27 protein-coding genes and 1 tRNA gene are annotated in these 26,203 nt (G+C 63.4%); 20 read left to right on the top strand and 8 right to left on the bottom strand.

The features are described 5' to 3' along the window. The first annotated feature begins 1 nt into the window (after position 1). The 12 genes from rpmD to AAFN84_RS06740 all read left to right on the top strand — a co-directional run bounded on the left by rpmD (position 2) and on the right by AAFN84_RS06740 (position 10,245). Positions 2-199 carry a 50S ribosomal protein L30 gene (gene rpmD / locus AAFN84_RS06795; protein WP_347513732.1) on the top strand — a complete coding sequence of 66 codons (198 nt, stop codon included), beginning with the start codon at positions 2-4 and terminating at the stop codon, positions 197-199. A gap of 18 nt (positions 200-217) precedes the next feature. Next, complete coding sequence (gene rplO, locus AAFN84_RS06790) at positions 218-694, top strand: 50S ribosomal protein L15 (RefSeq protein ID WP_347513731.1); 477 nt, start codon at positions 218-220, stop codon at positions 692-694. A gap of 179 nt (positions 695-873) precedes the next feature. Beyond that, the gene (secY, locus tag AAFN84_RS06785) at positions 874-2,214 is read left to right on the top strand and encodes a preprotein translocase subunit SecY (RefSeq protein ID WP_347513730.1); all 1,341 of its coding nucleotides are present in this window, start codon (positions 874-876) and stop codon (positions 2,212-2,214) included. Further along, entirely contained in the window at positions 2,211-2,807 is a 597-nt protein-coding gene (locus AAFN84_RS06780; protein WP_347513729.1) for an adenylate kinase, read from the top strand. The genes secY and AAFN84_RS06780 overlap by 4 nt, the downstream gene beginning before the upstream one ends. 191 nt (positions 2,808-2,998) lie before the next feature. Beyond that, positions 2,999-3,367, top strand: a complete 369-nt coding sequence (rpsM, locus tag AAFN84_RS06775) for a 30S ribosomal protein S13 (protein ID WP_347513728.1) — start codon at positions 2,999-3,001, stop codon at positions 3,365-3,367. A 138-nt stretch (positions 3,368-3,505) separates the two neighbouring features. Further along, a complete protein-coding gene (rpsK, locus tag AAFN84_RS06770) occupies positions 3,506-3,895 on the top strand; it encodes a 30S ribosomal protein S11 (RefSeq protein WP_347513727.1) in 390 nt (129 codons plus the stop codon). Between the two features lie 118 nt (positions 3,896-4,013). Next, on the top strand, positions 4,014-5,024 hold the full coding sequence (locus AAFN84_RS06765; RefSeq protein ID WP_347513726.1) for a DNA-directed RNA polymerase subunit alpha: 1,011 nt from the start codon (positions 4,014-4,016) through the stop codon (positions 5,022-5,024). 88 nt (positions 5,025-5,112) lie between these two features. After that, positions 5,113-5,544: a 50S ribosomal protein L17 gene (rplQ, locus tag AAFN84_RS06760; protein WP_347513725.1), complete on the top strand. Its 432-nt coding sequence runs from the start codon at positions 5,113-5,115 to the stop codon at positions 5,542-5,544. A gap of 175 nt (positions 5,545-5,719) precedes the next feature. Further along, on the top strand, positions 5,720-7,021 hold the full coding sequence (serS, locus tag AAFN84_RS06755; protein WP_347513723.1) for a serine--tRNA ligase: 1,302 nt from the start codon (positions 5,720-5,722) through the stop codon (positions 7,019-7,021). Between the two features lie 2 nt (positions 7,022-7,023). Beyond that, on the top strand, positions 7,024-7,782 hold the full coding sequence (gene surE / locus AAFN84_RS06750) for a 5'/3'-nucleotidase SurE (protein ID WP_347513722.1): 759 nt from the start codon (positions 7,024-7,026) through the stop codon (positions 7,780-7,782). Between the two features lie 13 nt (positions 7,783-7,795). Then, complete coding sequence (locus tag AAFN84_RS06745; RefSeq protein WP_347513721.1) at positions 7,796-8,449, top strand: protein-L-isoaspartate(D-aspartate) O-methyltransferase; 654 nt, start codon at positions 7,796-7,798, stop codon at positions 8,447-8,449. A 107-nt stretch (positions 8,450-8,556) separates the two neighbouring features. Continuing rightward, positions 8,557-10,245, top strand: coding sequence for a peptidoglycan DD-metalloendopeptidase family protein (locus tag AAFN84_RS06740; RefSeq protein ID WP_347513720.1), 1,689 nt, complete (start codon positions 8,557-8,559; stop codon positions 10,243-10,245). Between the two features lie 89 nt (positions 10,246-10,334). Here AAFN84_RS06740 and AAFN84_RS06735 read toward each other — a convergent pair whose 3' ends face one another. After that, positions 10,335-11,213: an ATP-binding protein gene (locus tag AAFN84_RS06735; protein ID WP_347513719.1), complete on the bottom strand. Its 879-nt coding sequence runs from the start codon at positions 11,211-11,213 to the stop codon at positions 10,335-10,337. A gap of 179 nt (positions 11,214-11,392) precedes the next feature. Here AAFN84_RS06735 and yajC point away from each other — a divergent pair, with 179 nt between their 5' ends. From yajC to AAFN84_RS06715, 4 genes are read left to right on the top strand one after another with little or no spacing between them, the layout of a single operon-like run. Beyond that, the gene (gene yajC, locus AAFN84_RS06730) at positions 11,393-11,728 is read left to right on the top strand and encodes a preprotein translocase subunit YajC (RefSeq protein ID WP_347513718.1); all 336 of its coding nucleotides are present in this window, start codon (positions 11,393-11,395) and stop codon (positions 11,726-11,728) included. A gap of 51 nt (positions 11,729-11,779) precedes the next feature. Beyond that, entirely contained in the window at positions 11,780-14,332 is a 2,553-nt protein-coding gene (gene secDF / locus AAFN84_RS06725) for a protein translocase subunit SecDF (RefSeq protein ID WP_347513717.1), read from the top strand. Positions 14,333-14,338: 6 nt separating this feature from the next. After that, positions 14,339-14,728: an Mth938-like domain-containing protein gene (locus AAFN84_RS06720; RefSeq protein ID WP_347513716.1), complete on the top strand. Its 390-nt coding sequence runs from the start codon at positions 14,339-14,341 to the stop codon at positions 14,726-14,728. Between the two features lies 1 nt (position 14,729). Then, the gene (locus AAFN84_RS06715; protein WP_347513715.1) at positions 14,730-15,575 is read left to right on the top strand and encodes a phytoene/squalene synthase family protein; all 846 of its coding nucleotides are present in this window, start codon (positions 14,730-14,732) and stop codon (positions 15,573-15,575) included. A gap of 34 nt (positions 15,576-15,609) precedes the next feature. Here the strand turns inward: AAFN84_RS06715 and trmFO are convergent, their stop codons facing one another. Together trmFO and AAFN84_RS06705 are read right to left on the bottom strand one after the other, a co-directional pair. Then, on the bottom strand, positions 15,610-17,034 hold the full coding sequence (trmFO, locus tag AAFN84_RS06710) for a methylenetetrahydrofolate--tRNA-(uracil(54)-C(5))-methyltransferase (FADH(2)-oxidizing) TrmFO (protein WP_347513714.1): 1,425 nt from the start codon (positions 17,032-17,034) through the stop codon (positions 15,610-15,612). Between the two features lie 187 nt (positions 17,035-17,221). After that, positions 17,222-17,362 (bottom strand): DUF1127 domain-containing protein, encoded by a 141-nt coding sequence (locus tag AAFN84_RS06705; RefSeq protein WP_347513713.1) that lies wholly within the window; start codon positions 17,360-17,362, stop codon positions 17,222-17,224. 246 nt (positions 17,363-17,608) lie between these two features. On the opposite strand from AAFN84_RS06705, the gene AAFN84_RS06700 reads away from it, so the two are divergent. The 4 genes from AAFN84_RS06700 to tig all read left to right on the top strand — a co-directional run bounded on the left by AAFN84_RS06700 (position 17,609) and on the right by tig (position 21,064). Then, entirely contained in the window at positions 17,609-18,715 is a 1,107-nt protein-coding gene (locus tag AAFN84_RS06700; RefSeq protein ID WP_347513712.1) for a DUF2157 domain-containing protein, read from the top strand. A 14-nt stretch (positions 18,716-18,729) separates the two neighbouring features. Next, the gene (locus AAFN84_RS06695; protein ID WP_347513711.1) at positions 18,730-19,290 is read left to right on the top strand and encodes a GDYXXLXY domain-containing protein; all 561 of its coding nucleotides are present in this window, start codon (positions 18,730-18,732) and stop codon (positions 19,288-19,290) included. A 120-nt stretch (positions 19,291-19,410) separates the two neighbouring features. Beyond that, positions 19,411-19,495: transfer RNA gene (locus AAFN84_RS06690), tRNA-Leu, on the top strand. A gap of 84 nt (positions 19,496-19,579) precedes the next feature. Then, entirely contained in the window at positions 19,580-21,064 is a 1,485-nt protein-coding gene (gene tig / locus AAFN84_RS06685; protein WP_347513818.1) for a trigger factor, read from the top strand. A gap of 159 nt (positions 21,065-21,223) precedes the next feature. Here tig and rpmG read toward each other — a convergent pair whose 3' ends face one another. From rpmG to rnr, 5 genes are all read right to left on the bottom strand, one after another. After that, complete coding sequence (gene rpmG / locus AAFN84_RS06680) at positions 21,224-21,391, bottom strand: 50S ribosomal protein L33 (RefSeq protein WP_347513710.1); 168 nt, start codon at positions 21,389-21,391, stop codon at positions 21,224-21,226. 117 nt (positions 21,392-21,508) lie between these two features. Further along, positions 21,509-22,699 carry an MFS transporter gene (locus tag AAFN84_RS06675; RefSeq protein ID WP_347513817.1) on the bottom strand — a complete coding sequence of 397 codons (1,191 nt, stop codon included), beginning with the start codon at positions 22,697-22,699 and terminating at the stop codon, positions 21,509-21,511. Between the two features lie 27 nt (positions 22,700-22,726). Then, positions 22,727-23,461 carry an NUDIX hydrolase gene (locus AAFN84_RS06670; RefSeq protein WP_347513709.1) on the bottom strand — a complete coding sequence of 245 codons (735 nt, stop codon included), beginning with the start codon at positions 23,459-23,461 and terminating at the stop codon, positions 22,727-22,729. Positions 23,462-23,490: 29 nt separating this feature from the next. Further along, a complete protein-coding gene (locus AAFN84_RS06665; protein WP_347513708.1) occupies positions 23,491-23,916 on the bottom strand; it encodes a DUF983 domain-containing protein in 426 nt (141 codons plus the stop codon). Further along, complete coding sequence (rnr, locus tag AAFN84_RS06660) at positions 23,916-26,201, bottom strand: ribonuclease R (RefSeq protein WP_347513707.1); 2,286 nt, start codon at positions 26,199-26,201, stop codon at positions 23,916-23,918. Before rnr ends, AAFN84_RS06665 begins: the two co-directional genes overlap by 1 nt. Positions 26,202-26,203 lie beyond the last annotated feature (2 nt).

Here is a 26,203-nt window from a genome sequence, read left to right as displayed (position 1 = left end):
CATGGCCAAGAAACAGGGCAAGACGGTTGTCGTCGAACAGATCGGCAGCCCCATCCGCCGCCCGGCCGAACAGCGCGCGACGCTGATCGGTCTGGGTCTCAACAAGATGCACCGTCGTTCGACGCTGGAGGACACCCCGTCCGTCCGCGGCATGATCGCCAAGGTGCAGCACCTCGTCCGTGTTGTGGACGAGGCGTAAGACCGCGGGAGCGATATTATGAAACTCAACGAACTGCGTGACGTCGACGGCGCCAGCAAGGCGCGCAAGCGTGTCGGCCGTGGCATCGGCTCGGGCTCCGGCAAGACCGGTGGCCGCGGCGTCAAGGGCCAGAGCTCGCGCTCCGGCGTCGCCATCAACGGCTTCGAGGGCGGCCAGATGCCGCTCTATCGCCGGCTTCCAAAGCGTGGCTTCAAGAACATTTTCTCGAAGGACTTCAATGAAGTCACTCTGGGTCGTGTTCAGGCTGCCATCGACGCGAAAAAGCTCGACGCCAAGGAAACCGTGACGTCTGAAACGCTGGTCAAGGCGGGCGTCATTCGTCGGGCCAAGAAGGATGGCGTGCGCCTCCTGGGCGGCGGCGAACTCAAGGCGAAGGTGAACTTCGACATCGCCGGCGCGTCCAAGCCGGCGATCGAACAGGTCGAGAAGGCCGGGGGATCGGTCAAGCTGCCGGAAGCGGCCGCAGCCGAGTAACGGGCTTCTACATCAGGCGGCGGTTTGCCCATGTTTCGGTTCGGTTGAAAACCTTCGATCGCGCCATACATGAGCAAGCCGCCGCTTGCATCTTTGCCGGCTGGAGCCTATCTCGTGGGCTCGGCGACACGCGGTCTGCACCTGCAGGCGCTTGCGCGTGACGAAGCGGAGAATATTTCATGGCATCGGCAGCGGAACAGCTTGCTTCCAATCTGAACTTTTCGGCCTTCGCCAAGGCCGAGGACCTCAAGAAGCGTATCTGGTTCACGCTGGGTGCACTGCTGGTCTATCGTCTCGGCACCTATATCCCGCTGCCCGGCATCAATCCGGAGGCGTTCGCGCAGGCGTTCCAGCAGCAGTCGGGCGGTGTGCTCGGCATGTTCAACATGTTTGCCGGCGGCGCCGTGGAGCGCATGGCGATCTTCGCGCTCGGCATTATGCCCTACATTTCCGCCTCCATCATCATGCAGCTCATGACGTCGGTCGTTCCGACGCTCGAGCAACTGAAGAAGGAAGGCGAGCAGGGCCGCAAGGTCATCAACCAGTACACGCGCTACGGCACGGTGCTGCTGGCGACCGTGCAGGCGTACGGGATCTCGGTCGGGCTTGAAAGCGGCGCCGACATCGTCACCGATCCCGGCTGGTTCTTCCGCGCTTCCGCCGTCATCACGCTTGTCGGCGGCACGATGTTCATGATGTGGCTCGGCGAGCAGATCACGGCGCGCGGCATCGGCAACGGCATCTCGCTGATCATCTTCGCTGGCATCGTCGCGGGTCTGCCGTCGGCGTTGAGCGGAACGCTGGAACTGGGCCGCACCGGCGCGCTGTCGACGGGCCTGATCCTTGCGATCTTCGTCCTCGCGCTCGTGCTGATCGCCGTCATCGTCTTCTTCGAACGTGCCCAGCGCCGCCTGCTGATCCAGTATCCGAAGCGCCAGGTCGGCAACCGGATGTTCCAGGGCGACACTTCGCATCTGCCGCTGAAGCTGAATACCGCCGGCGTGATTCCCGCGATCTTCGCGTCCTCGCTGCTGTTGCTGCCGGCGACGCTTGCCGGGTTCTCGGACACGACGAACCTGCCGTCCTGGGCCAATGCGGTGCTGGCGTCGCTCGGTCACGGCCAGCCGCTCTATATGTTCCTCTATGGCGCGATGATCGTGTTCTTTGCGTTCTTCTACACGGCGATCGTGTTCAATCCGAAGGATACCGCCGACCAGCTCAAGAAGCATTCGGGCTTCATTCCGGGCTACCGTCCGGGCGAGCGCACGGCGGAATATATCGACTATGTGCTGACCCGCATCACCGTTGTCGGCGCGCTTTATCTGGTGGTCGTGTGTCTGATCCCCGAGTTCCTGATCTCGGCGACGGGCGTTCCATTCTACCTTGGCGGCACGTCGCTGCTGATCGTTGTCAGCGTGACGCTCGACACCGTCGCCCAGGTGCAAGGTCATCTGATCGCTCACCAATATGAGGGACTGATCAAGAAGTCGAAGCTGCGTGGAGGAAAGAGGGGACGATGAGGCTTATACTGCTCGGACCGCCGGGGGCCGGAAAGGGTACGCAGGCACAGCGACTGGTCGAGAGGCACGGGATCCCCCAGCTTTCGACAGGCGACATGCTTCGCGCTGCCGTTGCCGCGGGGACGGAAGTCGGCAAACGTGCCAAGGCGGTCATGGATGCCGGCGAACTGGTATCGGACGCGATCGTGAATGCGATCGTCGCCGAACGCATCGACCAAGCCGACTGCGCCAACGGATTCATTCTCGACGGTTATCCGCGCACGCTGGTGCAGGCGGATGCCGTTCAAGAAATGCTCGCTGAGCGTGGCATCGGCCTCGACATGGCGATTGAACTGGTGGTCGACGACAAGGCGCTGGTCGGGCGTATCGTCAAGCGTGCCGATGAGGCGCGGGCCGCTGGTCAGACGGTACGCAAGGACGACAATCCCGACGTCTTCGAGGAGCGGTTGCGAGAATACTACAAGAAGACGGCGGCGCTGATCGGCTACTACTACGCCAAGGGGCTGCTCAAGCAGGTCGACGGCATGGCCGGTATCGACGATGTCACCAAGCAGATCGATGCCGTTCTGGCGGTGCGTGAGCCGATCTCCTGATAAAGAGTGACTGAAGTGTTGACTGCGGCCGCTTTCTGGACTAAAGCGGCCCGTCTTCCATTCAGGCGCGAAACGTTCGGCCCTTCTGGGCCGTGCGGTTGCATTGAAGCGAGAACCCCGCATGGGCCGGCCTCCACCGGACGCGGGAACGAAACATAGCGCCGGCCAAGCCGGCCCAGATGGAGAAGAGAATGGCCCGTATAGCTGGCGTCAATATCCCGACGAACAAGCGCGTGATCATCGCGCTGCAGTACATTCATGGCATCGGCGCGAAGTTCGCAGCCGAGATCGTCGAGAAGGTCGGCATTCCGCTCGATCGTCGCGTCAATCAGCTCACCGACGCCGAAGTCCTTCAGATTCGCGAGGCCATCGACCGCGACTACCAGGTCGAAGGCGACCTGCGTCGTGAAGTGTCGATGAACATCAAGCGCCTCATGGACCTCGGCTGCTACCGCGGTCTGCGTCATCGCCGTTCGCTGCCGGTTCGCGGCCAGCGCACGCACACGAACGCCCGCACCCGCAAGGGACCTGCCAAGGCGATCGCCGGCAAGAAGAAGTAATTATTGGGATTGGGGAATGGGCAGTAGGCAGTAGGGGCGTAAGGCAGGGTCTTCTGCCAATTGCCCACTGCCTCATGCCCCTTGCCCAGGTGTAGCCGCTGGCACTACGGCGGCGAAGATATCGTTGAAAGGACTACCATGGCCAAGGAAGCCGCACGAGTTCGCCGTCGCGAACGCAAGAACATTTCGTCGGGTGTCGCACACGTCAACTCGACCTTCAACAACACGATGATCACCATCACCGACGCGCAGGGCAATACGATTGCCTGGTCGTCTGCCGGTGCTCAGGGTTTCAAGGGTTCGCGCAAGTCGACGCCGTTCGCCGCTCAGGTCGCTGCCGAAGACGCCGCAAAGAAGGCTTCCGAGCACGGCATGCGCACGCTCGAGGTCGAGGTTTGCGGTCCGGGTTCGGGCCGTGAGTCGGCACTGCGCGCCTTGCAGGCCGCAGGCTTCACGATCACATCGATCCGCGACGTGACGCCGATCCCGCACAATGGCTGCCGCCCGCGCAAGAAGCGCCGCGTCTAAAACCATTCATACCGGATGAGCGCCGCAGTACCCGCGTGGTGACTGGGGCGCTCCTCTCTCGGTTTCCAGATTTGCCCGCCACGATTGGATGGTGGCGGGAAACGGAAGGAAAGCCATAATGATCCAGAAAAACTGGCAGGAACTGATCAAGCCCAACAAGATCGAGTTCACCTCGAAGGGCAAGACGATGACGACGCTCGTCGCGGAGCCGCTCGAGCGGGGCTACGGCCTGACGCTCGGCAACGCGCTGCGTCGCATTCTTCTGTCGTCGCTGCGCGGAGCAGCCGTCACCGCGGTTCAGATCGACGGCGTTCTGCACGAGTTCTCGTCGATCGCCGGCGTTCGCGAGGACGTGACCGACATCGTCCTCAACATCAAGGAAATCGCCATCCGCATGGAAGGCGACGGCCCCAAGCGCATGGTCGTGCGCAAGCAGGGTCCAGGCGTCGTGACGGCTGGTGACATTCAGACCGTGGGTGACGTCGATATCCTGAATCCCGACCACGTGATCTGCACCCTCGACGAGGGCGCGGAGATCCGCATGGAATTCACCGTCGATACCGGCAAGGGCTATGTGCCTGCCGACCGCAACCGCGCCGAAGATGCGCCGATCGGGCTGATCCCGGTCGACAGCCTCTACTCGCCGGTCAAGAAGGTCTCCTACAAGGTCGAGAACACCCGCGAGGGCCAGGTGCTCGATTATGACAAGCTGACCATGACGCTCGAGACCAACGGCGCGGTCACCGGCGAGGATGCCGTGGCATTTGCGGCACGCATCCTGCAGGACCAGCTCGGGCTGTTCGTCAATTTCGACGAGCCGCAGAAGGAAGTCGCTTCGGAGCAGGTCACCGAGCTTGCCTTCAACCCGGCGCTGCTCAAGAAGGTCGACGAACTCGAGCTCTCGGTGCGTTCGGCCAACTGCCTGAAGAACGACAACATCGTCTATATCGGCGACCTGATCCAGAAGACGGAAGCCGAGATGCTGCGCACGCCGAATTTCGGCCGCAAGTCGCTCAACGAGATCAAGGAAGTTCTGGCCGCCATGGGCCTCCACCTCGGCATGGAGGTGCAGGACTGGCCGCCGGAGAACATCGAAGACCTCGCAAAACGTTACGAAGACCAGTATTGAGCATGATCCCGGAGGGCTGAAAGCCTTCCGGACCCGATCATGCGGCTAACCAATTGAGGCGCTTGCCTCGCAGAGAAGGAGTAGGCCAATGCGCCACGGAAAATCCGGTCGCCGTCTCGGCCGCACTGTCAGCCACCGCAAGGCGCTGTTCTCGAACATGGCCGCCTCGCTGATCGAGCACGAGCAGATCACTACCACGCTGCCGAAGGCCAAGGAACTGCGGCCGATCGTCGAGAAGCTCGTCACGCTGGGCAAGCGCGGCGATCTTCACGCGCGCCGTCAGGCCGCATCGGCCATCGGTTCGGAAGATGCTGCCAAGCGCCTGTTCGACATCATCGCGCCGCGCTACGCCACCCGCAACGGCGGCTACCTGCGCATCATGAAGGCGGGCTTCCGTCACGGCGACAACGCCGCCATGGCGGTCATCGAGTTCGTCGACCGCGACGTCTCGGCGAAGGGCGCCGGCGACCGTGCACGCGTAGAGGCTGAGGAAGCCGCAGGCGAGGCCGAGGCAGCCTGATCGTCTGACTATTGCAGATGACTTTTTGAAGGGGCCTCTGGGCCCCTTCGTTCGTTTGAGGCGGCGGGCAGGGCGATGCAGGTGCTTGCGTCGAAACGAATTGCGGTTTACCCCGCTCGAGCGCCAACAGCGTTGGTGCCGTGCCCTTTCGATGGCTGTTTGAGGACAGGAAATCATGCTCGACATCAGATGGATTCGTGAGAACCCGCAGGCCCTGAGCGATGCGCTGGTCAAGCGCGGCCAGTCTGCGGAGGCTTCGCGATCCGTCGTCGACGATCTGATCCGCAAGGACGAAGCGCGGCGCACGCACCTGACACGGCTGCAGGACGCGCAGGCGCGCCAGAATGCCGCCTCCAAGGAGATCGGCAAGGCAATGGCGTCGAAGGATGCCGCGCTTGCTGATCGTCTGAAGACGGAGGTCGCGGAACTGAAGGCTTTCGTGCAAGCAGGCGAGAACGAAGCGCGCGAGCTTGACAGAGCGCTCAACGACGCACTCGCGGTGATCCCGAACGTGCCATTCGACGATGTACCCGTCGGCAGGGACGAGAACGACAATGTCGAGATTCGCCGCGTCGGCGAGCCTCGGCGCATCAATTCTGCCAAGGAACACTACGAGCTGGGCGAGGCGCTGGGCTTCATGGATTTCGAGCGGGCGGCGAAATTGTCCGGCTCGCGCTTCACCGTGCTTTCAGGGAAGTTGGCGCGGCTGGAGCGGGCGCTGGGGCAGTTCATGCTCGACCTGCATGTCAACGAGCACGGCTATACCGAAATCCAGCCGCCATTGCTGGTGCGCGACGAAGTCCTGTTCGGCACCAACCAGCTGCCGAAGTTCGAGGAAGACCTGTTCTTCGTCAAGCACGGCGAGGGGCGCCTTGGCCTCATTCCCACGGCCGAGGTGCCGATGACGAACCTGGTGCGCGAGGAGATTGTCGCCACCGAGAAGCTGCCGTTGCGGTTCACCGCGTTGACACCATGCTTCCGCTCCGAGGCAGGGTCGGCCGGTCGCGACACGCGCGGCATGCTGCGCCAGCACCAGTTCTACAAGGTGGAACTGGTGTCGATCACCGACACGGAGAGTTCGGTCGCCGAGCATGAGCGCATGACCGAATGTGCCGAGACGGTTCTCAAGAAGCTCGACCTGCCGTTCCGCACCGTGGTGCTGTGTTCGGGAGACATGGGTTTCGGCGCGCGCAAGACCTATGACATTGAGGTGTGGCTACCCGGGCAGAATACCTATCGCGAGATCTCATCCTGTTCGGTCTGCGGGGATTTCCAGGCGCGCCGCATGAATGCGCGCTACCGCCCGGCCGATGCCAAGAGCCCGGCCTTCGTGCACACGCTCAACGGCTCGGGCGTCGCCGTGGGGCGCGCGCTGATCGCGGTGATGGAAAACTATCAGAACGACGACGGGTCGATCGGCGTGCCCGATGTCCTGCGGCCTTACATGGGCGGCATCACGAAGATCGAGGCAGCCTGATCATGCGCATTCTTCTTACCAATGACGACGGCGTTCATGCCGAGGGCCTGCAGGTCCTGGAGCGCATCGCGCGCACGCTTTCCGATGACGTGTGGGTTGTCGCACCGGAGACCGACCAGTCCGGTTTCGCGCATTCGCTGTCGCTCTCCGAACCGTTGCGCATGCGCAAGGTGAAGGAGAAGCACTATGCGGTGCGCGGAACGCCGACCGATTGCGTCATCATGGGCGTGCGCCACATCTTGCCCGAGCCGCCGGACCTGATCCTGTCTGGGGTCAATTCGGGCTCGAACGTCGCCGACGACGTCACATATTCGGGCACCATCGCCGGTGCCATGGAGGGCACGCTTCTGGGCATCCGTTCCGTGGCGCTGAGCCAGGGCTATTCGGTCACGGAAGAAGGCCGCACCGTGCGCTGGGAGACGACCGAGCGCCACGCGCCGGATCTGTTGGGAAAGCTCATCGGCCTGTCGCTGCCGGCCAACGTCTTCCTCAACCTGAACTTCCCGAATTGCGGTCCCGACGACGTCCAGGGCGTGTCGGTGACCAGCCAGGGCAAGATCACGCATGGCCTGTGGCTGGACGAGCGCAAGGATGGCAGGGGGTTCCCGTATTTTTGGCTGCGCTTTGGTCGCGAGCCCGCAGAAATGCGCGACGGCACGGATCTGGCGGCTCTCAAGGCAGACCATATCTCGGTGACGCCGCTGCACATGGATCTGACCGCCTATGCGGTCAAGGATCAGATCGCCAAGGCACTGGCATGATCGCGAGGCGCGCATGAGCCTGGAAGCGGACGAGCGGGAAAAATTCGCCGCGCTGCTCCTGCGCATGCGTGCAGCCGGCCTCGACCGGCATGACATCGCATCCGCCATCGAGGCGACGCCGCGCAGCGCGTTCGTTCCCGCACAGTGGCATGCCGACGCATGGTCCGACCGCATGGTGCCGATTGAATGCGGTGAAGCGATCGAAGGCATCGACCTGCAGATGCGCGTCCTGGCGGCACTTTCCATCGAGCCCGGGCAACGCGTTCTCGAGATCGGTACCGGGTCCGGCTACACGTCGGCGGTGATGGGCCGGCTCTCCGGGCGTGTGCTGAGCGTCGACCGCTTCAAGACACTGGTCGATCAGGCGCGGCTGCGCCACGAATCACTGGGCATCTCAAACGTCGTTTTGAGACAGGCCGATGGCACACAAGGCTTCCCGGCCGACGGACCTTTCGACCGCATCGTCGCATGGGCGGCGTATGACACCCTGCCGCGTGGTTTCGTCGACCAGCTTTCCACCGGCGGAATCATGGTGGCTCCGATCGGGCCGGGTGAGGGCGTGCAAATCATGGAAAAGATGTCCAAGCTTGGCAGCCGCTTCGAGCGCGTTCCCGTTGCAGAGGTAAGGTTGCAGCCGATGGCGAGCGGTGTGGCCGCCGCCATCTGAGCGTTTGCCGGGGATGTGTAAATAAAGATTCTCGCGGCTTAACCGCCCAGTAACATTAACGCGCTTTAATCAAGCCAGTTCTTGGTATGGGTATCGCGGGTAGTGTGATGCGGTTGGCAATCTCAGGCAGGCATCGGCGCGCTCTGGCGCAAGGTGCAGCACTCTTCATGATAGGCGGCGTCGCCGCTGGTTGCAGCTCCGACGTGACGCGGTTTCAGGATTCGATCCTGACGGGTTCGTCCCGGCCGCAGCAGGCGGCGCCTGCGCAGCAACAATATCCGGGCGACTATTCCGGTCTCGACCAGACCACGACGGCGTCTATCTCGACGCCGCGACGTGGGGGCGGGATCCTCAGCCGGGTCGGACTGACGCCAAGGCCGCAAGGCGACGTCGGCGGGACGACGGTGGCATCGGCGCCTTCAAACGGCGGCTACCAGCAGCCCTATCCGACGAACCCGTATCCCGCGGCGCAGCAGCAACAGCCCGTATACACGGCGCCGGCGCGGCAGGCCGTGACGGCGGGTCCGGCGCTTGCTCCAGTGTCGTCAGGCGGCAATCTCGATACGACCGTGACGGGCTCGACATCGTCCGCGCCACGCCAGATACCGACGAACCAGCCCGCGCCAGCAGCCCTGGCAACGGCGCCACAGGTCGCGTCGGCTCCCCAGCAGCCTGTTTCCGCGGGTGTGTCGTCCACCGGTGGCGGCTGGTCGCGGGCAGGCGGCACCCAGGTGTCTATCAAGCAGGGCGAAACCGTCTACAATCTGTCGCGTCGCTTCGGCGTTCCGGTGGACGCGATCCTCAAGGCCAACGGCATGTCGAATGCCACGGCTCTGGCGGCCGGTCAGCAGGTGGTGATCCCCACCTATGTGCATTCGGCGCAGGCGCCCGTCAGCGCTCCGGATGCCAATCCGAATGTCGCGGACGCACGTTCTTCGACTGGCACGCGTTTCGGCGTGCCGGCTGATCGCGTCCCGGTTCCCGGCGGCGCGCCCAACGATCGTATAGCGGTCCTGCCGCAGCAGCCGAAGCTGAAGGAAGGGGAAGCCGGAGCACAGACCGCTTCGACGGATACCCAGCGCACGGGGACGGCGGGCGGGGGCTATACCGTGGTCTCGGGCGACACGCTGCATGCAATCGCACGTCGCAACGGCGTCACCACCGAGGCGCTCAAGCAGGCGAACGGACTTTCCGATGGCATGATCCGCATTGGCCAGAAGCTGACGATACCAGGCGCCGGGGCCGCGGCCCAGCAGGTTGCTGCGGCGTCGGCCACCGACAAGACCACCACCGGCACGGTCCAGAACGCCGGTTCGGGCGCTCAGAAGCCGGAAGCAGGCTACACGCCGCCAAAGCAGCAGGCCGACAAGGTCATCGAGCAGGCATCTCTGGCCACGACGGCTGCGGCGCCGGACGCGACTGGTATCTCCCGTATGCGCTGGCCCGTGCGCGGCCGTGTGATTTCCGGCTTCGGTAGTGGCAACGGCGTCAAGAATGACGGCATCGACATCGCAGTGCCCGAAGGAACACCGGTGCGCGCAGCCGAAAACGGCGTCGTCATCTATGCCGGTGACGGTTTGAAGGAATTTGGCAACACCGTCCTGGTGCGCCACGAAGACGGCCTCGTTACCGTTTATGGCCATGCCAGCGCGGTCAACGTCCAGCGTGGCCAGAAGGTGCGCCGTGGCGACGAGATCGCCAAGGCAGGCATGAGCGGTTCGGCCGAGACGCCAAAGCTGCATTTCGAGGTGCGCAAGGAATCCACGCCGGTCGACCCTGTGTCCTATCTCGAATAGGGCCAGGCTGCTTCAAGAAGAAGAACGGTCGCGGCCCGTTGTCTCCAGTCCGGGTCGCTCAATTCGCCCGCCTCCCAGGCGGGCGTTTTTCATGGCGCGAGCGTCCGGCCGAGACGACCCGCGAGATCCTGGGTGAACTGCCAGGCGACGCGGCCCGAGCGGCTGCCACGGGTCGTTGCCCATTCCAGCGCGTCCCGATGGAGCGTTTCAGTGTCGACATCGAGCGCGAAATGGCGCGCGTAGCCGTCGATCATCAGGAGATAGTCGTCCTGGGAGCATTTGTGGAAGCCGAGCCACAGGCCGAACCGGTCAGACAGCGATACCTTCTCCTCGACGGCTTCGTTCGGGTTGATCGCTGTCGAGCGTTCGTTGTCGATCATGTCGCGGGGCAGCAAATGCCGGCGGTTCGACGTCGCGTAGAAGATGACGTTGTCGGGTCGCCCTTCCACGCCGCCCTCGAGTGCCGCCTTCAGCGACTTGTAGGACGTGTCGTCATGGTCGAACGACAGATCGTCGCAAAACAGCACGAAGCGGAACGTCGACGCCTTGAGGATCGTCATCAGCTTCGGCAGCGTATCGATGTCCTCGCGGTGGATTTCGATCAGCTTGAGCGGTGCCGTGCCCTGCTTCTGCGCGCGGTTGATCGTCGCATGCGCGGCCTTGACCAGCGACGATTTGCCCATGCCGCGCGCGCCCCACAGCAACGCATTGTTGGCCGGCAGCCCCTCGGCGAAACGCTGCGTGTTGTCGACGAGGATATCGCGAACCCGGTCGATACCCTTGATCAGCTCCATGTCGACGCGGTTGACGCGGACCACCGGCTCTAGCGCGCCTTTCTCAGCCGACCAGACGAAACAATCGGCGGTGCTCAGGTCTGACGGTTCGGGTTCGCGCGGGGCGAGTGCGCCAACGGCGGCAATCAGCCGGTCGAGTTTCTGTTCGAGCGTTTCGGGCAGGCTGGTGGTCATGGAGTATGCTATTCTTCCGTTTCTCGTTGGTCTGGGCCTCAAACACGCGCTATCGGGCGGGAAAAGGCGCGGCCGCGCAGGCTATCGCGGTTGCATTGGCGCTGCCAGCGATTATATTCCGCGCAATTTCAACGGGACCGGTTCGCCGGTCCCTTCATGTATTGTCCAGGAGCTAGACCATGTTCGTGACACCGGCATACGCCCAGGGAATGGGCGGCGGCGGCGACGTCCTCATCAGCATTTTGCCGTTCGTGCTGATCTTCGTTATCATGTACTTCCTCATCATCCGTCCGCAGCGCACGCAGATGAAGCGGCGCGGCGAGATGCTGGCTGCGATACGGCGCGGTGATACGGTGGTGACGGGTGGCGGCCTTGTCGGCAAGGTGACCAAGGTGGTCGACGACAAAGAACTCGAGCTCGATCTCGGCGGAATGAAGGTGACGGCGTTGCGCGCCACGATCGCGGATGTCCGCGTCAAGGGCGAGCCCGTCGCCAACCAGAACGCCAAGAAATAACCGCATTCCCGGCGGAAGCGGTCTTCTTTCCGTCTGATTGGACGAAGCACAATGCTCTATTTTTCGCGCTGGAAGTCGATTGCGATCTGGCTGGTCGTTCTGCTCGCCGTCGTTGTGGCGGCCCCGAACCTGATCCCGCGATCGACGTTGGATGCGCTGCCGGACTGGATGCCGAAGCGGCAGATGACGCTGGGCCTCGATCTGCAGGGCGGCTCGCACATCCTGCTGCAGGTCGACCGCGATCTCATGATCGCCGATCGGCTGGAAACGGCGCGTGACGATATTCGCGAGGCGCTGCGCGAGGCGCGCGTCGGCTATACCGGCCTGACCGGCTCCGACCGCACCGTGCAGGTACGTATCCGCGATGCCGAGCAGGTGGAAGCAGCAAAGACTGCTCTGGAAAGCCTGACGGAGCCGGTATCCGCCACCCTTTTCGGTGCAGGCAGCGTCAGCGAACTCGCAATGGAGGAGCCGGAGCCCGGCCTGTTGCGCTTCACCCTGACGGAAGAGGGCATAAACTATCGCCTTTCGACGGCTATCAGCCAGTCGGTCGAAGTGGTCAACCGCCGCGTCAACGAGCTCGGCACGACCGAACCTATCATCCAGCAGCAGGGCAACGACCGCATACTCGTGCAGGTGCCCGGGCTGGAGGACCCGCAGAGGCTCAAGGACATTCTCGGCCAGACCGCGCGCCTGACGTTCCAGATGGTCGACCAGTCGATGCCGGCGCAGGAAGCGATCGAAGGCCGCCCGCCTGCAGGTTCGACGGTGATGTACTCGACGGATGATCCGCCGGTCCCCTACATCATCGAAAACCGCGTCATCGTTTCAGGTGAAAATCTCATCGATGCGCAGACCGGCTTCGACCAGCGCACCAACGAGCCGGTGGTCTCCTTCCGATTCGACAATCAGGGCGCCACGCGGTTCGGCCAGGCCACGCAGCAGAATGTGGGCCGCCTGTTTGCGATCATCCTCGACGACCAGGTGATTTCCGCGCCGCAGATCCGCGAACCCATCCTTGGCGGGTCAGGGCAGATTTCCGGAAACTTCACCGTGCAGACGGCCAACGACCTCGCGGTACTGCTGCGGGCTGGCGCCTTGCCGGTCGATCTCAACATCATTGAGGAACGCACGGTGGGTCCGAGCCTTGGGCAGGATTCGATCGAGGCAGGAACGATTTCGGCGCTGATCGGCGCGGCACTCGTGCTGATCGCCATGTTCGTCATCTACGGCAAGCTCGGCCTGATCGCCAACATCGCGCTCGTTGCGAACCTGGCGATGCTGATAGCGGTGTTGACGGCGCTGGGCGCCACGCTGACGCTTCCGGGCATCGCCGGCATCGTGCTGACGATCGGCATGGCGGTGGATTCGAACGTCATCATCTTCGAGCGCGTGCGAGAGGAAGTCGCCAAAGGGCGATCGCTGGTCCAGTCCCTGGACGCGGGCTTCCAGCGCGCCTTGTCGACCGTCGTCGATGCCAACGTCACGACGATGATCGTCGCAGGCATTCTCTTCTATGTCGGCACCGGTCCTGTGCGCGGCTTCGCCGTGACGCTGGGGATCGGTCTCATAACGACGGTGTTTACCGCCTACACGCTGACGCGGTGGATGATCGCGATGTGGTGGCTCAAGCGCTCGCGCCCGACCACCCTGCCGGCCGGTCTGGTGCACTACATGCCGTTGCAGCCGAGCTTCACTTTCATGAAGATCCGCAACATCATGTTTGTGGTGTCGATCGCGCTGTCGCTCGCCGTGGTCGGGCTGTTCTTCGTCAAGAACTTCAATTACGGCATCGATTTCCAGGGCGGTTCGCTGATCGAAGTCCAGGCGAAGGAGGGATCGGCCGATCCCGCCGATGTCCGGACGCGTTTGGTCGACCTCAATCTGGGCGAGGTCCAGGTCCAGGCGTTCGGCGACAGCGAGCTGATGATCCGTCTGCAGGCGCAGGAAGGCGACAATGCCGAGCAGTCCGCCATGCAACTGGTGCAGAACACGCTGGAGAACGACTACGAGTTCCGGCGGATCGAGGTGGTGGGACCGACGGTCTCCAGCGAACTGGCGACGACTGGCGTGATCGGCATCCTGCTGTCGATGGTTGGCATGCTGATCTACATCTGGCTGCGCTTCGAGTGGCAGTTCGGCGTGGGTGCGATCGTCTCGACGGCACATGACATCGTGCTGATCGTCGGCGTCTTCCTTTTGTTCGGGCTGGAGATGAATCTGTCCGCGATCGCGGCCATTCTCACGGTCGTCGGCTATTCGATCAACGACACCATCGTCATCTATGACCGCATCCGCGAATCGCTGCGCAAATACAAGAAGATGCCGCTGGACGAGCTGATCGACCTGTCGCTCAACCAGACTTTCTCGCGCACGATCCTCACCGGCTTGACGACGCTGCTGGCGCTGCTGGCGCTCTACTTCTTCGGCGGCGAGGTGATTGCCTCCTTCGTGTTCCCCATCCTGCTCGGCCTGTTCATCGGCACATATTCGTCGCTGTTCGTCGCCGGACCGATGCTGATCATCTTCAAGTTGCGACCTGACATGTTCGGTGTGGAGGAAGAGAAGGCGAAGACCGGCACACAGACGCCGGCGGAAGCCTGAGGCGGGATGAGCGAAGGGATCATCATTCGCGCGGCCCATTATCCGGGCCGCGCGCCGATCGATGCTTATGGCGGCGGCGGGTTTCGCTTCGCCGACATGTCGCACCGCGGTTCGATCCTGTGCCTGCCGTCGGGGATCCATGGCTGGGAACCACGTGATCCCAAAGCACTTGTCGAAACGGACTTCGCCCTGATTTTCGAACAGGCTCAACAGATCGACATCCTGCTGGTTGGTACCGGCACGACGCTTTCGCCGCTGCCCCGAGACGTGCGGCAGAGGCTGAAGGACGCGGGTGTCTCCGCGGACCCGATGTCGACCGGATCTGCGGTGCGCACTTACAATATCCTCCTCGCGGAGGATCGCGCCGTCGCCGCCGCCTTGCTGGCGGTCGAGTGAAATGACCGCGACCGACGACGCTGTCGGGCTAACGGCGCTGCGCAAAGTCGACCCCGACCGTTACCTGGCGACGCTCTATGCGCCTGCCGACAAGCGCGACGCGCTGTCAGCGCTCTATCTCTTCAACGCTGAGATCGCGGCGATCCGCGACCGGGTCCACGAACCGCTGCCGGGCGAGATTCGCCTTCAATGGTGGCGCGATGCCTTGGCCGGGGGGAGGGACGCGGTTGCAGGGCATCCGCTTGCCATGGCGCTGGCGCGGGTGATCGACGATCACGATTTGCCGCTTGCCGCATTTGATCGGTACCTGGAAGCACGGATCTTCGATCTCTATGACGACCCGATGCCCAGCCGTGCTGACCTGGAGGGGTATTGCGGCGAGACCGCGTCGGCAGTCGTCCAGCTTGCGGCTCTGATCCTCGAACCGGAGGCGGCGCCGCAATTCTCGGCAGCGTCCGGCCATGGCGGCTGCGCGATCGCGATCACCGGCATGCTGCGCCAGTTGCCGCTGCATCGGGCGAGGGGCCAGTGCTTCTTTCCCGCCGAGATGCTGGAAGCCGCCGGCACGAGCCGGGAGGCCTTGCTTTCCGGTGACGACAACGCGGCCGTGCAGCATGCCGTCGAGGCAATGGTTGCCTTGGGTCGCGAGCACCTGGCACGCTTTGGAGCCGAAGCAGGCGCGATGCCAGTCAGTCTTCGCCCGGCGTTCCTGCCGGCTGCGCCGGTGTCGGCCTATCTCGACCGCATTGCGGCTCACCCGTCCGATGCGCTAGTGCGGCCAACAGATATTTCCGCCATTCGACGCCACTGGATCATGCTAAGGAAGGCGACAGGCGGCTGGGGTTGAGCGGACTTCTGCGAACTCGGAAAAGACCGCCGCGCTATTCAGCCGCATCCGCCACCGATGCGATGCCGAGCCAGGCGCGGCAGTGGTCGAGTGCCCGCGCGGACATTGCCCGCTTCTTGGCCTGCGACTTGTCCTTGCCGCGGAACCGGCCCTCGAAATCGTCGGGGCGGAGCTTTGTACCGGGCTCGAGTGGCGGAAACAGCCCGAAATTGACGTTCATCGGCTGAAACGAGCGCTTGCCCGGTTCGTCGTCGGAAACGATATGGCCGCCCGTAATGTGATTGAGCAGCGCACCAAACGCCGTGGTGACCGGCGGCAGGGCGGACGCGGCGCCAAGGCGTTCCGCGGCGGCAAAGCGGCCTGCCAGCAATCCGATCGCAGCAGACTCGACATAGCCCTCACAGCCGGTGATCTGCCCCGCGAATCGCAGGCCTGGACGCGATTTCAATTGGAGCGAACCGTCGAGAAGGGTCGGCGAGTTGATGTAGGTGTTGCGGTGCAGCCCGCCGAGCCGCGCAAACTCGGCGTTTTCCAGGCCGGGAATGGTGCGGAAGATGCGCACCTGTTCCGCGTGCTTCAGCTTGGTCTGGAAACCCACCATGTTGTAGAGCGTGCCGAGCGCGTTGTCCTGCCGGAGCTGGACGACTGCGTAAGCCTTGACTGACGGATTGTGTGCGTTGGTCAGGCCCATCGGCTTCATCGGGCCATGGCGTAGCGTCTCGGGTCCTCGCTCGGCCATCACTTCGATGGGCAGGCAACCATCGAAATAGGGCGTGCCTTCCCACTGCTTGAACTCGGTCTTGCCGCCTTCCATGAGAGCGGCGATGAACCCGTCATACTGCGCCTTGTCCATGGGGCAGTTGATGTAGTCCTTGCCGGTGCCGCCGGGCCCGACCTTGTCGTAGCGCGACTGGAACCATGCGATGCCCATGTCGATCGTATCGAAGTGGATGATCGGAGCGATGGCGTCGAAGAAGGCGAGCGCATCCGAACCGGTCTCGCTTGCGATCGCTTCGGCAAGGGCGGGGGCGGTCAACGGGCCGGTGGCGATGATGGCCTGGTCCCAGTCCGCCGGAGGCAGGCCAGCAACTTCCCCCCGATCGATGGTGATCAGCGGGTGCGATTCGAGCCGCGCGGTAACGGCGGCGGAAAAGCCGTCGCGGTCGACCGCGAGTGCGCCGCCGGCCGGCACCTGGTTGGCGTCTCCGCATGCCATGATCAGCGAATTCGCCAGCCGCATCTCGGCGTGCAGGACCCCGACAGCGTTCGTCTGCGCGTCATCCGAGCGGAAGGAGTTGGAGCAGACGAGTTCGGCGAGCCCGTCTGTCTTGTGAGCGTCGGTGCCGCGCACGGGTCGCATTTCGTGAAGGACGACCGGAACGCCGGCCTGGGCAAGTTGCCAGGAGGCTTCCGAACCGGCAAGGCCGCCGCCGACGACATGGACTGGCTTGAGTGTCATGGGAGCTGGATTAATCCTCCGGGGCAGCGAATGCAAGGAATGCCGCAACACGGCCCCAGACGCAACAACACCCGCCGGGGGAGGAGGTCCGGCGGGTGTCGTTTAGGTGGCCCTCGACTGGGAGGAGGTAGTCTCGGGCCTTATCCGTCAGCGTTTGGGAGGAGGTAAACCCTGACGAAATTCGTTGTTAGACCGAGCGGCGGGCGACGAACGGGATGTCGCCGCGAGCAATGCCGAGGTCGTTGAGTTCACGGTTGGACAGGCGGCTCAGCTCGGTGACGGTTTCACGGTAGCGGCGCCAGTTGCGGTAGTTGCGGATCAAGTTCATATCTTCACCTAGAGCGTTTCTTCAAGTTTCATTTGTTCTTGCGATGATTGGTAGATAGTCGGGTTCCCGGCGATTTTGAAGTGACGATGCTGCATAGCACCAATGCATTTTGTGCAATGCAACATTAACGTCCGTCAGCATATGCGCCCGGACTGTGGCCGATTCGGCTATGTTGCCGTAATTCGGTCGTAAATCGGCGTCGTTGTGCAGTGCGAAGTGGAATTTGGTGCAAGGGGAGGACGACCCGTGGCGAGCTATCCCACCAGGGTCAAGCGGGACATCGAACGGTGGCGGACGGCCGGACTTGTGGATGCGGCCACCGCACGCGTGCTGGCAGCCGACATCGACGCAAATGGCGGGGGCCGTCTGTCCTTCGGTGTGGTTCTGTCGCTGATGGCTGCCGCACTGTTTGCCGCAGCGGTCCTGATCTTCATTGCCGCCAACTGGCAAGCCATGCCGCGCCTTGCGCGCGTGGCGATGCTCTTCGCCCTCATCATCGTCGGCTATGTTGGCGGCGCCATGCTCAAGCGGGCCGGGCGCGGCGGCGGGGCCGAGGCGGCGTGGATCGTGGCCGCAGCCGCCTTCGGGGCGTCGCTGGCGCTCATCGGTCAGATGTATCATCTGTCGGGAGACGAGAAGCAGGCGGTGTTCGTGTGGGGCCTCGCAACGGCTCTGGCGGCAGGCGCCCTGCGCTCCGGACCGTTGACGGTGGGTGCCGTCCTGCTCGGCATCGCATGGATGGTGATGCATCCGCTCGACCGCTGGGAGGCGGATGACCTTCCGACGCTCTATATACCGTTTGCAGCCGTGCTTTATGTGTTGTCGTTCTGGACGCGAAGCCCGGCCGCGCGGCATCTGCTGATCCAGTCCTTTTTGCTTTTCGCCTTCATCTTCTTCTGGCGAGACGAATCTGTGTTCGTGCCGCAGCTTGTAGCGGTTTGCTCGGCGGCACTGTTCGCCTTCGGCGTCCTGTTTCCACGCCAGGCCGAGGCGTTGCTCGGCCTTGGCGGTGGGCTTCCCATCCATGGCTTGGTGGGCTTTCTCGTCGGCATCGGCATCCTGCAGTTCGAATGGCTCGACGAGCCGCTCTTCCTGGTGACGACGCTGATTGCGTTTGCCGGCATCATCGGTGCCATGCTGACGGCGGGTCGCGAGAACGCTTGGCTGCGCCGCCTCGCCTATGCGGCCTTCATTTGCCAGCTCTGCTTCGTCTACACGATGATGCTGGGCTCCATGCTCGGGACGGCCGGCTTCTTCGTGTTTGGCGGGCTTGCGCTCTCGGTCCTCGCCTGGATCATCACGAGGTTGGAGCGGCGCTTCTCGAGCCCATCGCATTCCACAGGTGCCGCATGAACGGGAGCCGCTGGTTGTTGGCGATAGCAACCGCCGTCGCGGTCGTCCAGGTGGGCTTCCTCGCCTCGATGATCGTCGGCCGCGCCGCGATCCTTCAGGACGGGCGGGAGGTCTTCCTCGAGGTCCGGCCCGTGGATCCGCGCGACCTGCTGCGCGGAGACTATGTCGTGCTCGACTATAATATCTCGCAGGTGGCAACGGAGCTGTTCGTCGAAGCGCCCTCCGAGGAAGACAGGGCCGGCGACGCCTCGGTATACGTGCGGCTGAAGGCCAACGCGGACGGCCTCTGGCAGCCGATTGCGGCACGCTATGGACAGGCACCAGAACCTGCCGCGGCGGCCGACGAAATCGACATCCGGGGCAAGGCCGGCACCTGGCATGGCGATGCTGCCTCCGTGAGCATCGACTACGGCGTCGAACGGTTCTATGTTCCCGAGGGTGAGGGGCTTGCGATCGAGCGTGACATGAACGTGCGTCCGTTCCGCATGAAGCTGGCAATCGACGTCGACGGCACCGCCCAGATCAAGTCATTTCACGACGGCGAGACGATGCTTTACGCTGAACCGCTTTACTGAGCCGGCATCCAACGGTCCTTCCGGCAAAAAAACGCCGTGTTTCGCGGCAATTTTCCTTTGAACCGGGGGCCCCCGGTGATATAGAACCACGCGCTTTCAGGGGCGATGCTCCCGAGAAATGCGGGTGTGGTGGAATTGGTAGACACGCGGGATTTAGGTTCCCGTGACGCAAGTCGTGAAGGTTCAAGTCCTTTCACCCGCACCAAAGCCACTCCCCGGCCAAAGAGTTTCCAGCATGCTGGACGGCAACGTGCCGGTCCGGCGGCGTGATGAAGACAAAGGTTTTGAGATGCAGGTAACCGAAACGCTCAACAATGGGCTCAAGCGCCAGATCAAGGTAACAGTCCCGGCAAAGGACTTGGAGGCCAAGCTCATGGAGCGGCTTTCGGCAGCCAAGGACAAGGTCCGTATCAATGGCTTCCGGCCGGGCAAGGTGCCCATGCAGCACATGCGCAAGATGTATGGCAAATCCTTCATGGCCGAGGTGGTGAACGAGATCCTCTCGAACTCGACCCGCTCGATCCTCGACGATCGCGGCGAGAAGGCTGCGATGCAGCCCGAGGTCAGCATGACCGAGGACGAGAAGGAAGCCGAGAACATCCTCGCCGGCAATGCCGACTTCGAGTTCTCCCTCGATTACGAGGTCCTGCCTCCGATCGAGGAGAAGGATTTCTCCAAGATCAAGATTTCCCGCCTCGTCTATGACGTGCCGGAGAGCGAGGTCGATGAGCAGGTCGAGCGGGTTGCCGATTCGGCGCGTACCTACGAGCCCAAGAAGGGCAAGGCCGAGATGGGTGACCGGGTCACCTTCGATTATCTCGGCAAGATCGACGGCGAACCCTTCGAAGGTGGCGCGGCGGACGATTCCGACCTGGTGCTCGGCTCCAACCAGTTCATTCCCGGCTTCGAGGAAAAGATGGTCGGCGTGAAGGAAGGCGACGAGACGACGATCAGCGTCACTTTCCCGGAGCAGTATCCCGCGACGCATCTCGCCGGCAAGGAAGCTGCCTTCGACATCAAGGTCAAGGCCGTTGCCAAGCCCGGCAAGCTGGAGATCAACGACGATGTCGCCAAGCAGCTCGGCCTGGAAAGCGCCGAGAAGCTGCGTGAGATCGTGCGCGGCCAGATCGAGAGCCAGTATGGCGGCGTGACCCGTCAGAAGGCCAAGCGCCAGCTCCTCGACGCGCTGGACGCGGAATACAAGTTCGAGGCGCCGTCCAAGCTGGTCGAAGCCGAGTTCAACAACATCTGGGCCCAGGTCAACGCCGATCTCGCCCAGGCCGGCCGCACCTTCGAGGACGAAGAGACGACGGAAACGGAAGCACGCGCCGAATACCAGCGCCTTGCCGAGCGCCGCGTTCGCCTCGGCCTCGTGCTGGCCGACATCGGCGACAAGGCCGGCGTGCAGGTCACCGACGAGGAACTGCAGCGCGCCCTGTTCGAGCAGATCCGTCGCGTGCCGCAGAGCCAGCAGCAGCAGGTGTACGAGTTCTACCGCGAGAACCCGCAGGCGCTCGCCAACATCCGTGCACCGCTGTTCGAGGAGAAGGTCGTGGACCACCTGCTCGGCGTGATTTCCGTCGACGACCAGAAGGTCACCAAGGAAGCGCTTCTCGCCGACGACGACGAGGAGACTGGCGCAACCGAAGAGAGGAAGCCCGCCAAGAAGGCTGCCAAGGCGAAGGCCGAGAAGGCCGACGATGCAGGCGAGGGCGAAGCCAAGAAGAAGGCTGCGCCGAAGAAGAAGGCTGCTGCCAAGGACGACGCCGAATAGATTCGGCGCCTGCGTCCTCGACGCATGGAAAAACTAAAACCCCGTCGGTCTCCGGCGGGGTTTTTTGATGGGCCGGCGAGAGACGGCAGCGCTGCCGAGAATCAAAAACCCCCGGACGAGGCCGGGGGTTTCAATTGGTGCATCAACCGCTTGCGAATATTACTTGATCTTCGCTTCCTTGAAGTCGACGTGCTTCTTTGCAATCGGGTCGTACTTCCGCTTGGTCATCTTGTCGGTCATCGTCCGGCTGTTCTTGCTGGTGACGTAGAAGAAACCCGTGTCGGCAGTCGACAGCAGCTTGATCTTGATGGTCGTAGCCTTGGCCATTTTTCCTGTCCGCTCAATCTAGTAGGAGTCCTGTCGCCGCATTGGATCGGGCGGCGAGCCCGGCTGCGGAAAACTTGCGCGGAGACATAAAGAACACTGGGCGAAAGTCAAGTCCGATCAGCCTCCCGGCGCGCGAACGGCCAACCGGAAAACCGCAAGCCCGAGATAGAGCGCGAAGAACAGGCCGATCGACCACGCGAACCCGTCCGGCCCGAACAGGTCCATGCCAATACCGATGGCCTGCGGTCCGACCAGCATGCCGATTCCATAGCACAACACGAAGGCGGCGTTGGCCGAGGCCAGGTCGCGGCCGGACAGCCTTGAGCCCAGATGGGCGAGACCGACCGTGTAGAGCCCGGCGACGACGCCGCCCCAGACGAACAGGACGGCAGCGCTTGCATGCCAGTTGCCCGACACGGTGGGCAGGACCAGCACGCCCAGCAGGCCGACGGCGGCGCAGGCCATCAACAGGTGGCGGCGGTCGCGCATGCGATCGCTGATGATGCCGAGCGGCATCTGCAGCAGAACGTTGCCGAGCCCGACAGCGGTCAGCAGGAGTGCCGCGTCGGCTTCCGAATAGCCGATGCGCGAGCCGTAGACGGGAAACAGCGCGAAGCCGCCGGTCTCCACTGCACCGAAGACGAGGACCGCGGCCGTCGCCATGGGCACCATCCAGAGATAGCGGGCAAAGCCGCCCCCGGTGCCGTGCCCGTCCTGGCTCGACATGTCGGGCCCTTCGCGCCATGCCGCAAGAACCGGCAAGGCCGCGAGCATGACCAGGGCGAAGGTGATTCCGAACGGCGCGAAACCGGTCGAACCGACCTGGGCGAAAAGCCAGGGTCCAAAGGCGAAGCCGAGCGATAGCACCGTCGCGTACAGCCCGAGCACCAGCCCCCGACGGTGTGGCGGCGCGGATGTCGATATCCAGAATTCCGACAGGATGAACAGCAGCGTCAGTGCGAAGTGGAGCACCGCGCGCAGGGGAAACCACAACCAGAAATGCGGCACGAAATAGAAACCGACGAAGGAGACGCCGCCAAGCAGGATCATTGCCAGCATCGTGGGCACCACGCCGAAGCGACTTGCCAGCGGCGTCGCGAACGGCGCGGCTATGATCGAGGCGATGCCGGCAACGGCAGTGTTTGCCCCGATCATCGTCGCAGAATAACCGCGCGATTCGAGAATCACCGACAGCAATGGCACGCCCAGGCCAATGGCGATGCCGACGACGCTGATCGACGCGATTGCCGCCCCGATGGACAGCCATCGCATCTCGCCTGCGGCCTGGTCGGCCGGATCGGACGGCATCGATGCCATCGCCTTCACCTGCTTGATTTACAGTATGTCGCGTTTGAAATTGTTGTAGCGCAGATAGTAGAACGGCACGGGCCCGCCGGGAGACAGGTCCGGGTCTTGCTGGAGACGTGATTCCAGGTCGCCCAGTATGGTGCGCGTGATGGTGGGGATGTCTGCTTCCTTGGCCTCGCCAATCGGCAGCCAGACGAGTTCTTCCAGTTCGTTGGTCGGTCCACCCTCGGGCAGTTCCACCGCGACATCAGATTTGAAGGCGGCGAGGAAGCGCGTGTCGAAGCGCCGGACGCGACCGGGAGGGGTGATCGCGCGCGCGATCAGGCGTAGACGGTCAAGCGATGGGAACACGCCGTGTTCGACGAAGCCCTGCCAGTCTGTCTTGGTGGTGGAGAACGCACCCTTGCGGCCGATCAGAAGTCCGGCTTCCTCATAGGTCTCGCGTACCGCGGACATGGCGATCGCCCGCGCGCGTGCCTGGGAGATGCGCGTCCCGACGAGCTTTTTCTCCTCGTCGGGATGAAGACCGGTAGCGACCGGTACGCGGCTGTCGGCGGGATCCGTGCGTCCGCCCGGGAAGACGAACTTGCCGGGCATGAAGGCGTGGCGCATGTGGCGACGTCCAAGAAGAACCCTGAACTCGCCGCCCGACCTGTCGAGAAGGATCAGCGTGGCTGCATCGCGCGGACGCAGCGGACCCTTGCCGAGGGCGAAGTCCTTGTTCTCGGCGCGATCGATCTGCGCGCGCGTCATGCCCTCCATGCTGTTTCCTCCGCCCTTCATCGATGTGGTCAAAGTTCCGGATGCGTATCGAGGGCATCCGGCTTGCCGGAGAAGCCATGCATGCGAAGCGCCCATTGCAGGCCGACGACAGCCCCTTTGGTCGGTTGAAGCAACGCGACGCACGCGATCAGCGTCAGCGGCGCCCAGATCGCAAGATGCTGCCAGGTGGAAAGCGTGAACATCTGTTCGGCGCCCATAAAGGCGCCGACCACGACGTGGCCGACCACAAAGATGACGAGGTAGGCCGGCAGATCGTCGGCGCGGTGATGATGGTATGCTTCCCCGCAGGCATCGCAGCTATCGGCCACCTTGAGGAAACGGCCGAACAGACGGCCCTTGCCGCAATGCGGGCAACGCCCCATGAAACCGCGTGCCATGGCCTGCATGACAGAGCGTTGACCGTCCAGGCCGCGGCCGAATACCTGCTCCTGCATCATCTTCTCCTTGAGCGCCCCCGCTTGACGGGACCGCGAGATTGCGGCTTGCCGCGCCGCGCCTTGTGATACGACTGCTTCGAGCCGGGCAGCGGTTTTGGCTCGCTCAGCATCTCGAACCGGATCGCGCCTGCCAGTGGTGCCACTTCCACCAGTTTGACCTCGACCTCGTCGGCCAACTGATAGCCCTTGTGGCTTCGCTCCCCGAACAGCGCGCGCGCGGATTCGTCGAATATATAGTAGTCGTCACCGAGCGATGACACGGGGATAAAGCCGTCTGCGCCAAATTGCGGCAGTTGCACGAACAGCCCCGACTTGGTCACGCCCGAAATCCGCGCGCGGAACATCTCTTCCACGCGGGTCGAGAGATGGGCGGCGACCAGCCGGTCGACGGTCTCGCGCTCGGCTGCCATGGCGCGCCTTTCCGTGGCGGAGATCAGCGCCGCGATCTCCTCCAGCCGTGCTTCCTCGGCAGGCGAAAGCCCTTCCTTTCCAAGGCCCAGCGTACCGATCAGCGCGCGATGCACGATCAGGTCCGCATAGCGGCGGATCGGAGAGGTGAAATGGGCATAGCGGCGCAGATTGAGGCCGAAATGGCCGATATTGTCTGGCGAATAGACAGCCTGGCTCTGGCTGCGCAACACCACTTCGTTGACCAGCGACTCCTGGTCCGAGCCGACGACCCGCGACAATATGCCATTGAAGGAGGCAGGCTTCATTTGCGCGCCGCGCGCCAGCGACAGGCCGATCGTCTGGAGAAACTCGCGCAGTGATTCCTGCTTCGCAAGCGACGGCGCATCGTGGATGCGGTAGATCAGCGGTTGCCGTTTGCCTTCCAGCGTTTCGGCCGCCGCGACATTCGCCTGGATCATGAATTCCTCGATGAGCTTGTGCGCATCAAGCCTGTCCGGGACGATCACGCGATCAACCGTGCCGTCCTCCTTGAGCAATATCTTGCGTTCGGGGAGATCCAGCTCCAGCGGCTCTCGGGATGCGCGGCCGCGCCGCAGCGCGCCATAGGCGTCCCACAGCGAACGCAGCACCGGTTCGAGCAGCGGGCCGGTCTTGTCGTCGACGTTTCCGTCGATCGCCGCCTGTGCCTGCTGGTAGGAAAGCTTTGCCGCCGAGCGCATCATCACGCGATGAAACGCGTGGCGGATCTTGCGGCCGTCGGCGCTGAAGGTCATCCGCACCGCCAGGGCAGGGCGATCCTCGCCTTCGCGCAGCGAACACAGGTCATTGGATATGCGTTCGGGCAGCATCGGCACGACGCGGTCGGGAAAATAGACCGAGTTGCCCCGCCTGAGTGCTTCCTGGTCGAGCGGCGAGCCGAGTTTCACATAGGTTGCAACGTCCGCTATGGCGACCGTGACGATGAAGCCGCCCACATTGGCGTCATCGGTGTCGGGCTCTGCATGGACGGCATCGTCATGGTCCTTGGCATCCGCCGGATCGATCGTGATCAGCGGAATTGGGCGAAAGTCGTCGCGGCCATCCATCGTCGCGGGCCGCGCGTCCTGCGCCTCTTCCAGCACCTCGGCGGGGAAGATGTGGGGAATCTCGTGGGCGTGGATGGCGATCATCGAAATCGCCTTCTCGCTGGTGAGAGATCCCAGAACCGTCAACACCTTGGCCTTGGGTAGGCCGTACCGTCCGCTCGACACGGGTTCGACCTCGATGAGGTCACCAGGCTTGGCGCCACCGGCATGCTCCGGATCGACCGTGAGCTCCGATTGTCGACGCTCCACCGGCTCAATGCGCAGCGTACCATCCTGAAGCTTGCGCAGGACGCCGAGAACGGCATCGCTTCGCTTCTCGATCAGCTTGAGGATGCGCGCCGTGTAGGCAGGGCCGATGTCTTCCTCGGTGGGAAAGACCTTCGCCAGCACGCGCTCGCCGATACCCGGCACCCGGGCGCCGGCACCGCGCGGCGGTCGTATCGAGACGATCGGTGCGGCACCGTTCTCCTCCGGCCACTCGCTCGGTCTGGCAAGCAGCAATCCGTCGGCATCGCGCGAGAAGACATCGAGTACCACGACGTGCGGCAGAGCGCCGGCGCGGGTGAACTTCTTCGAGCGCTTTTCCAGGAGTCCTTCGTCCTGGAGATCGCGCAGGACGTCCTTCAGCCAGACCCGGTCGGCACCTTTTAGATTGAAGGCCCGCGCGATCTCGCGCTTGCCGCCCTGATCCGGGTTCTCCTTGACGAATTTGAGGATATCGTCGCGCGTCGGGCGGAATTCGCCCGCTTCGTTGCCGGTCTTGCTGCCCGATATCCGTCTGGCCAAGT

This window comes from Mesorhizobium sp. CAU 1741 (assembly GCF_039839275.1).
Taxonomy (GTDB): domain Bacteria; phylum Pseudomonadota; class Alphaproteobacteria; order Rhizobiales; family Rhizobiaceae; genus Aerobium.
Note: the sequence above shows the minus strand (reverse complement) of the source record. Positions and strands in the feature narration are given on the sequence as shown.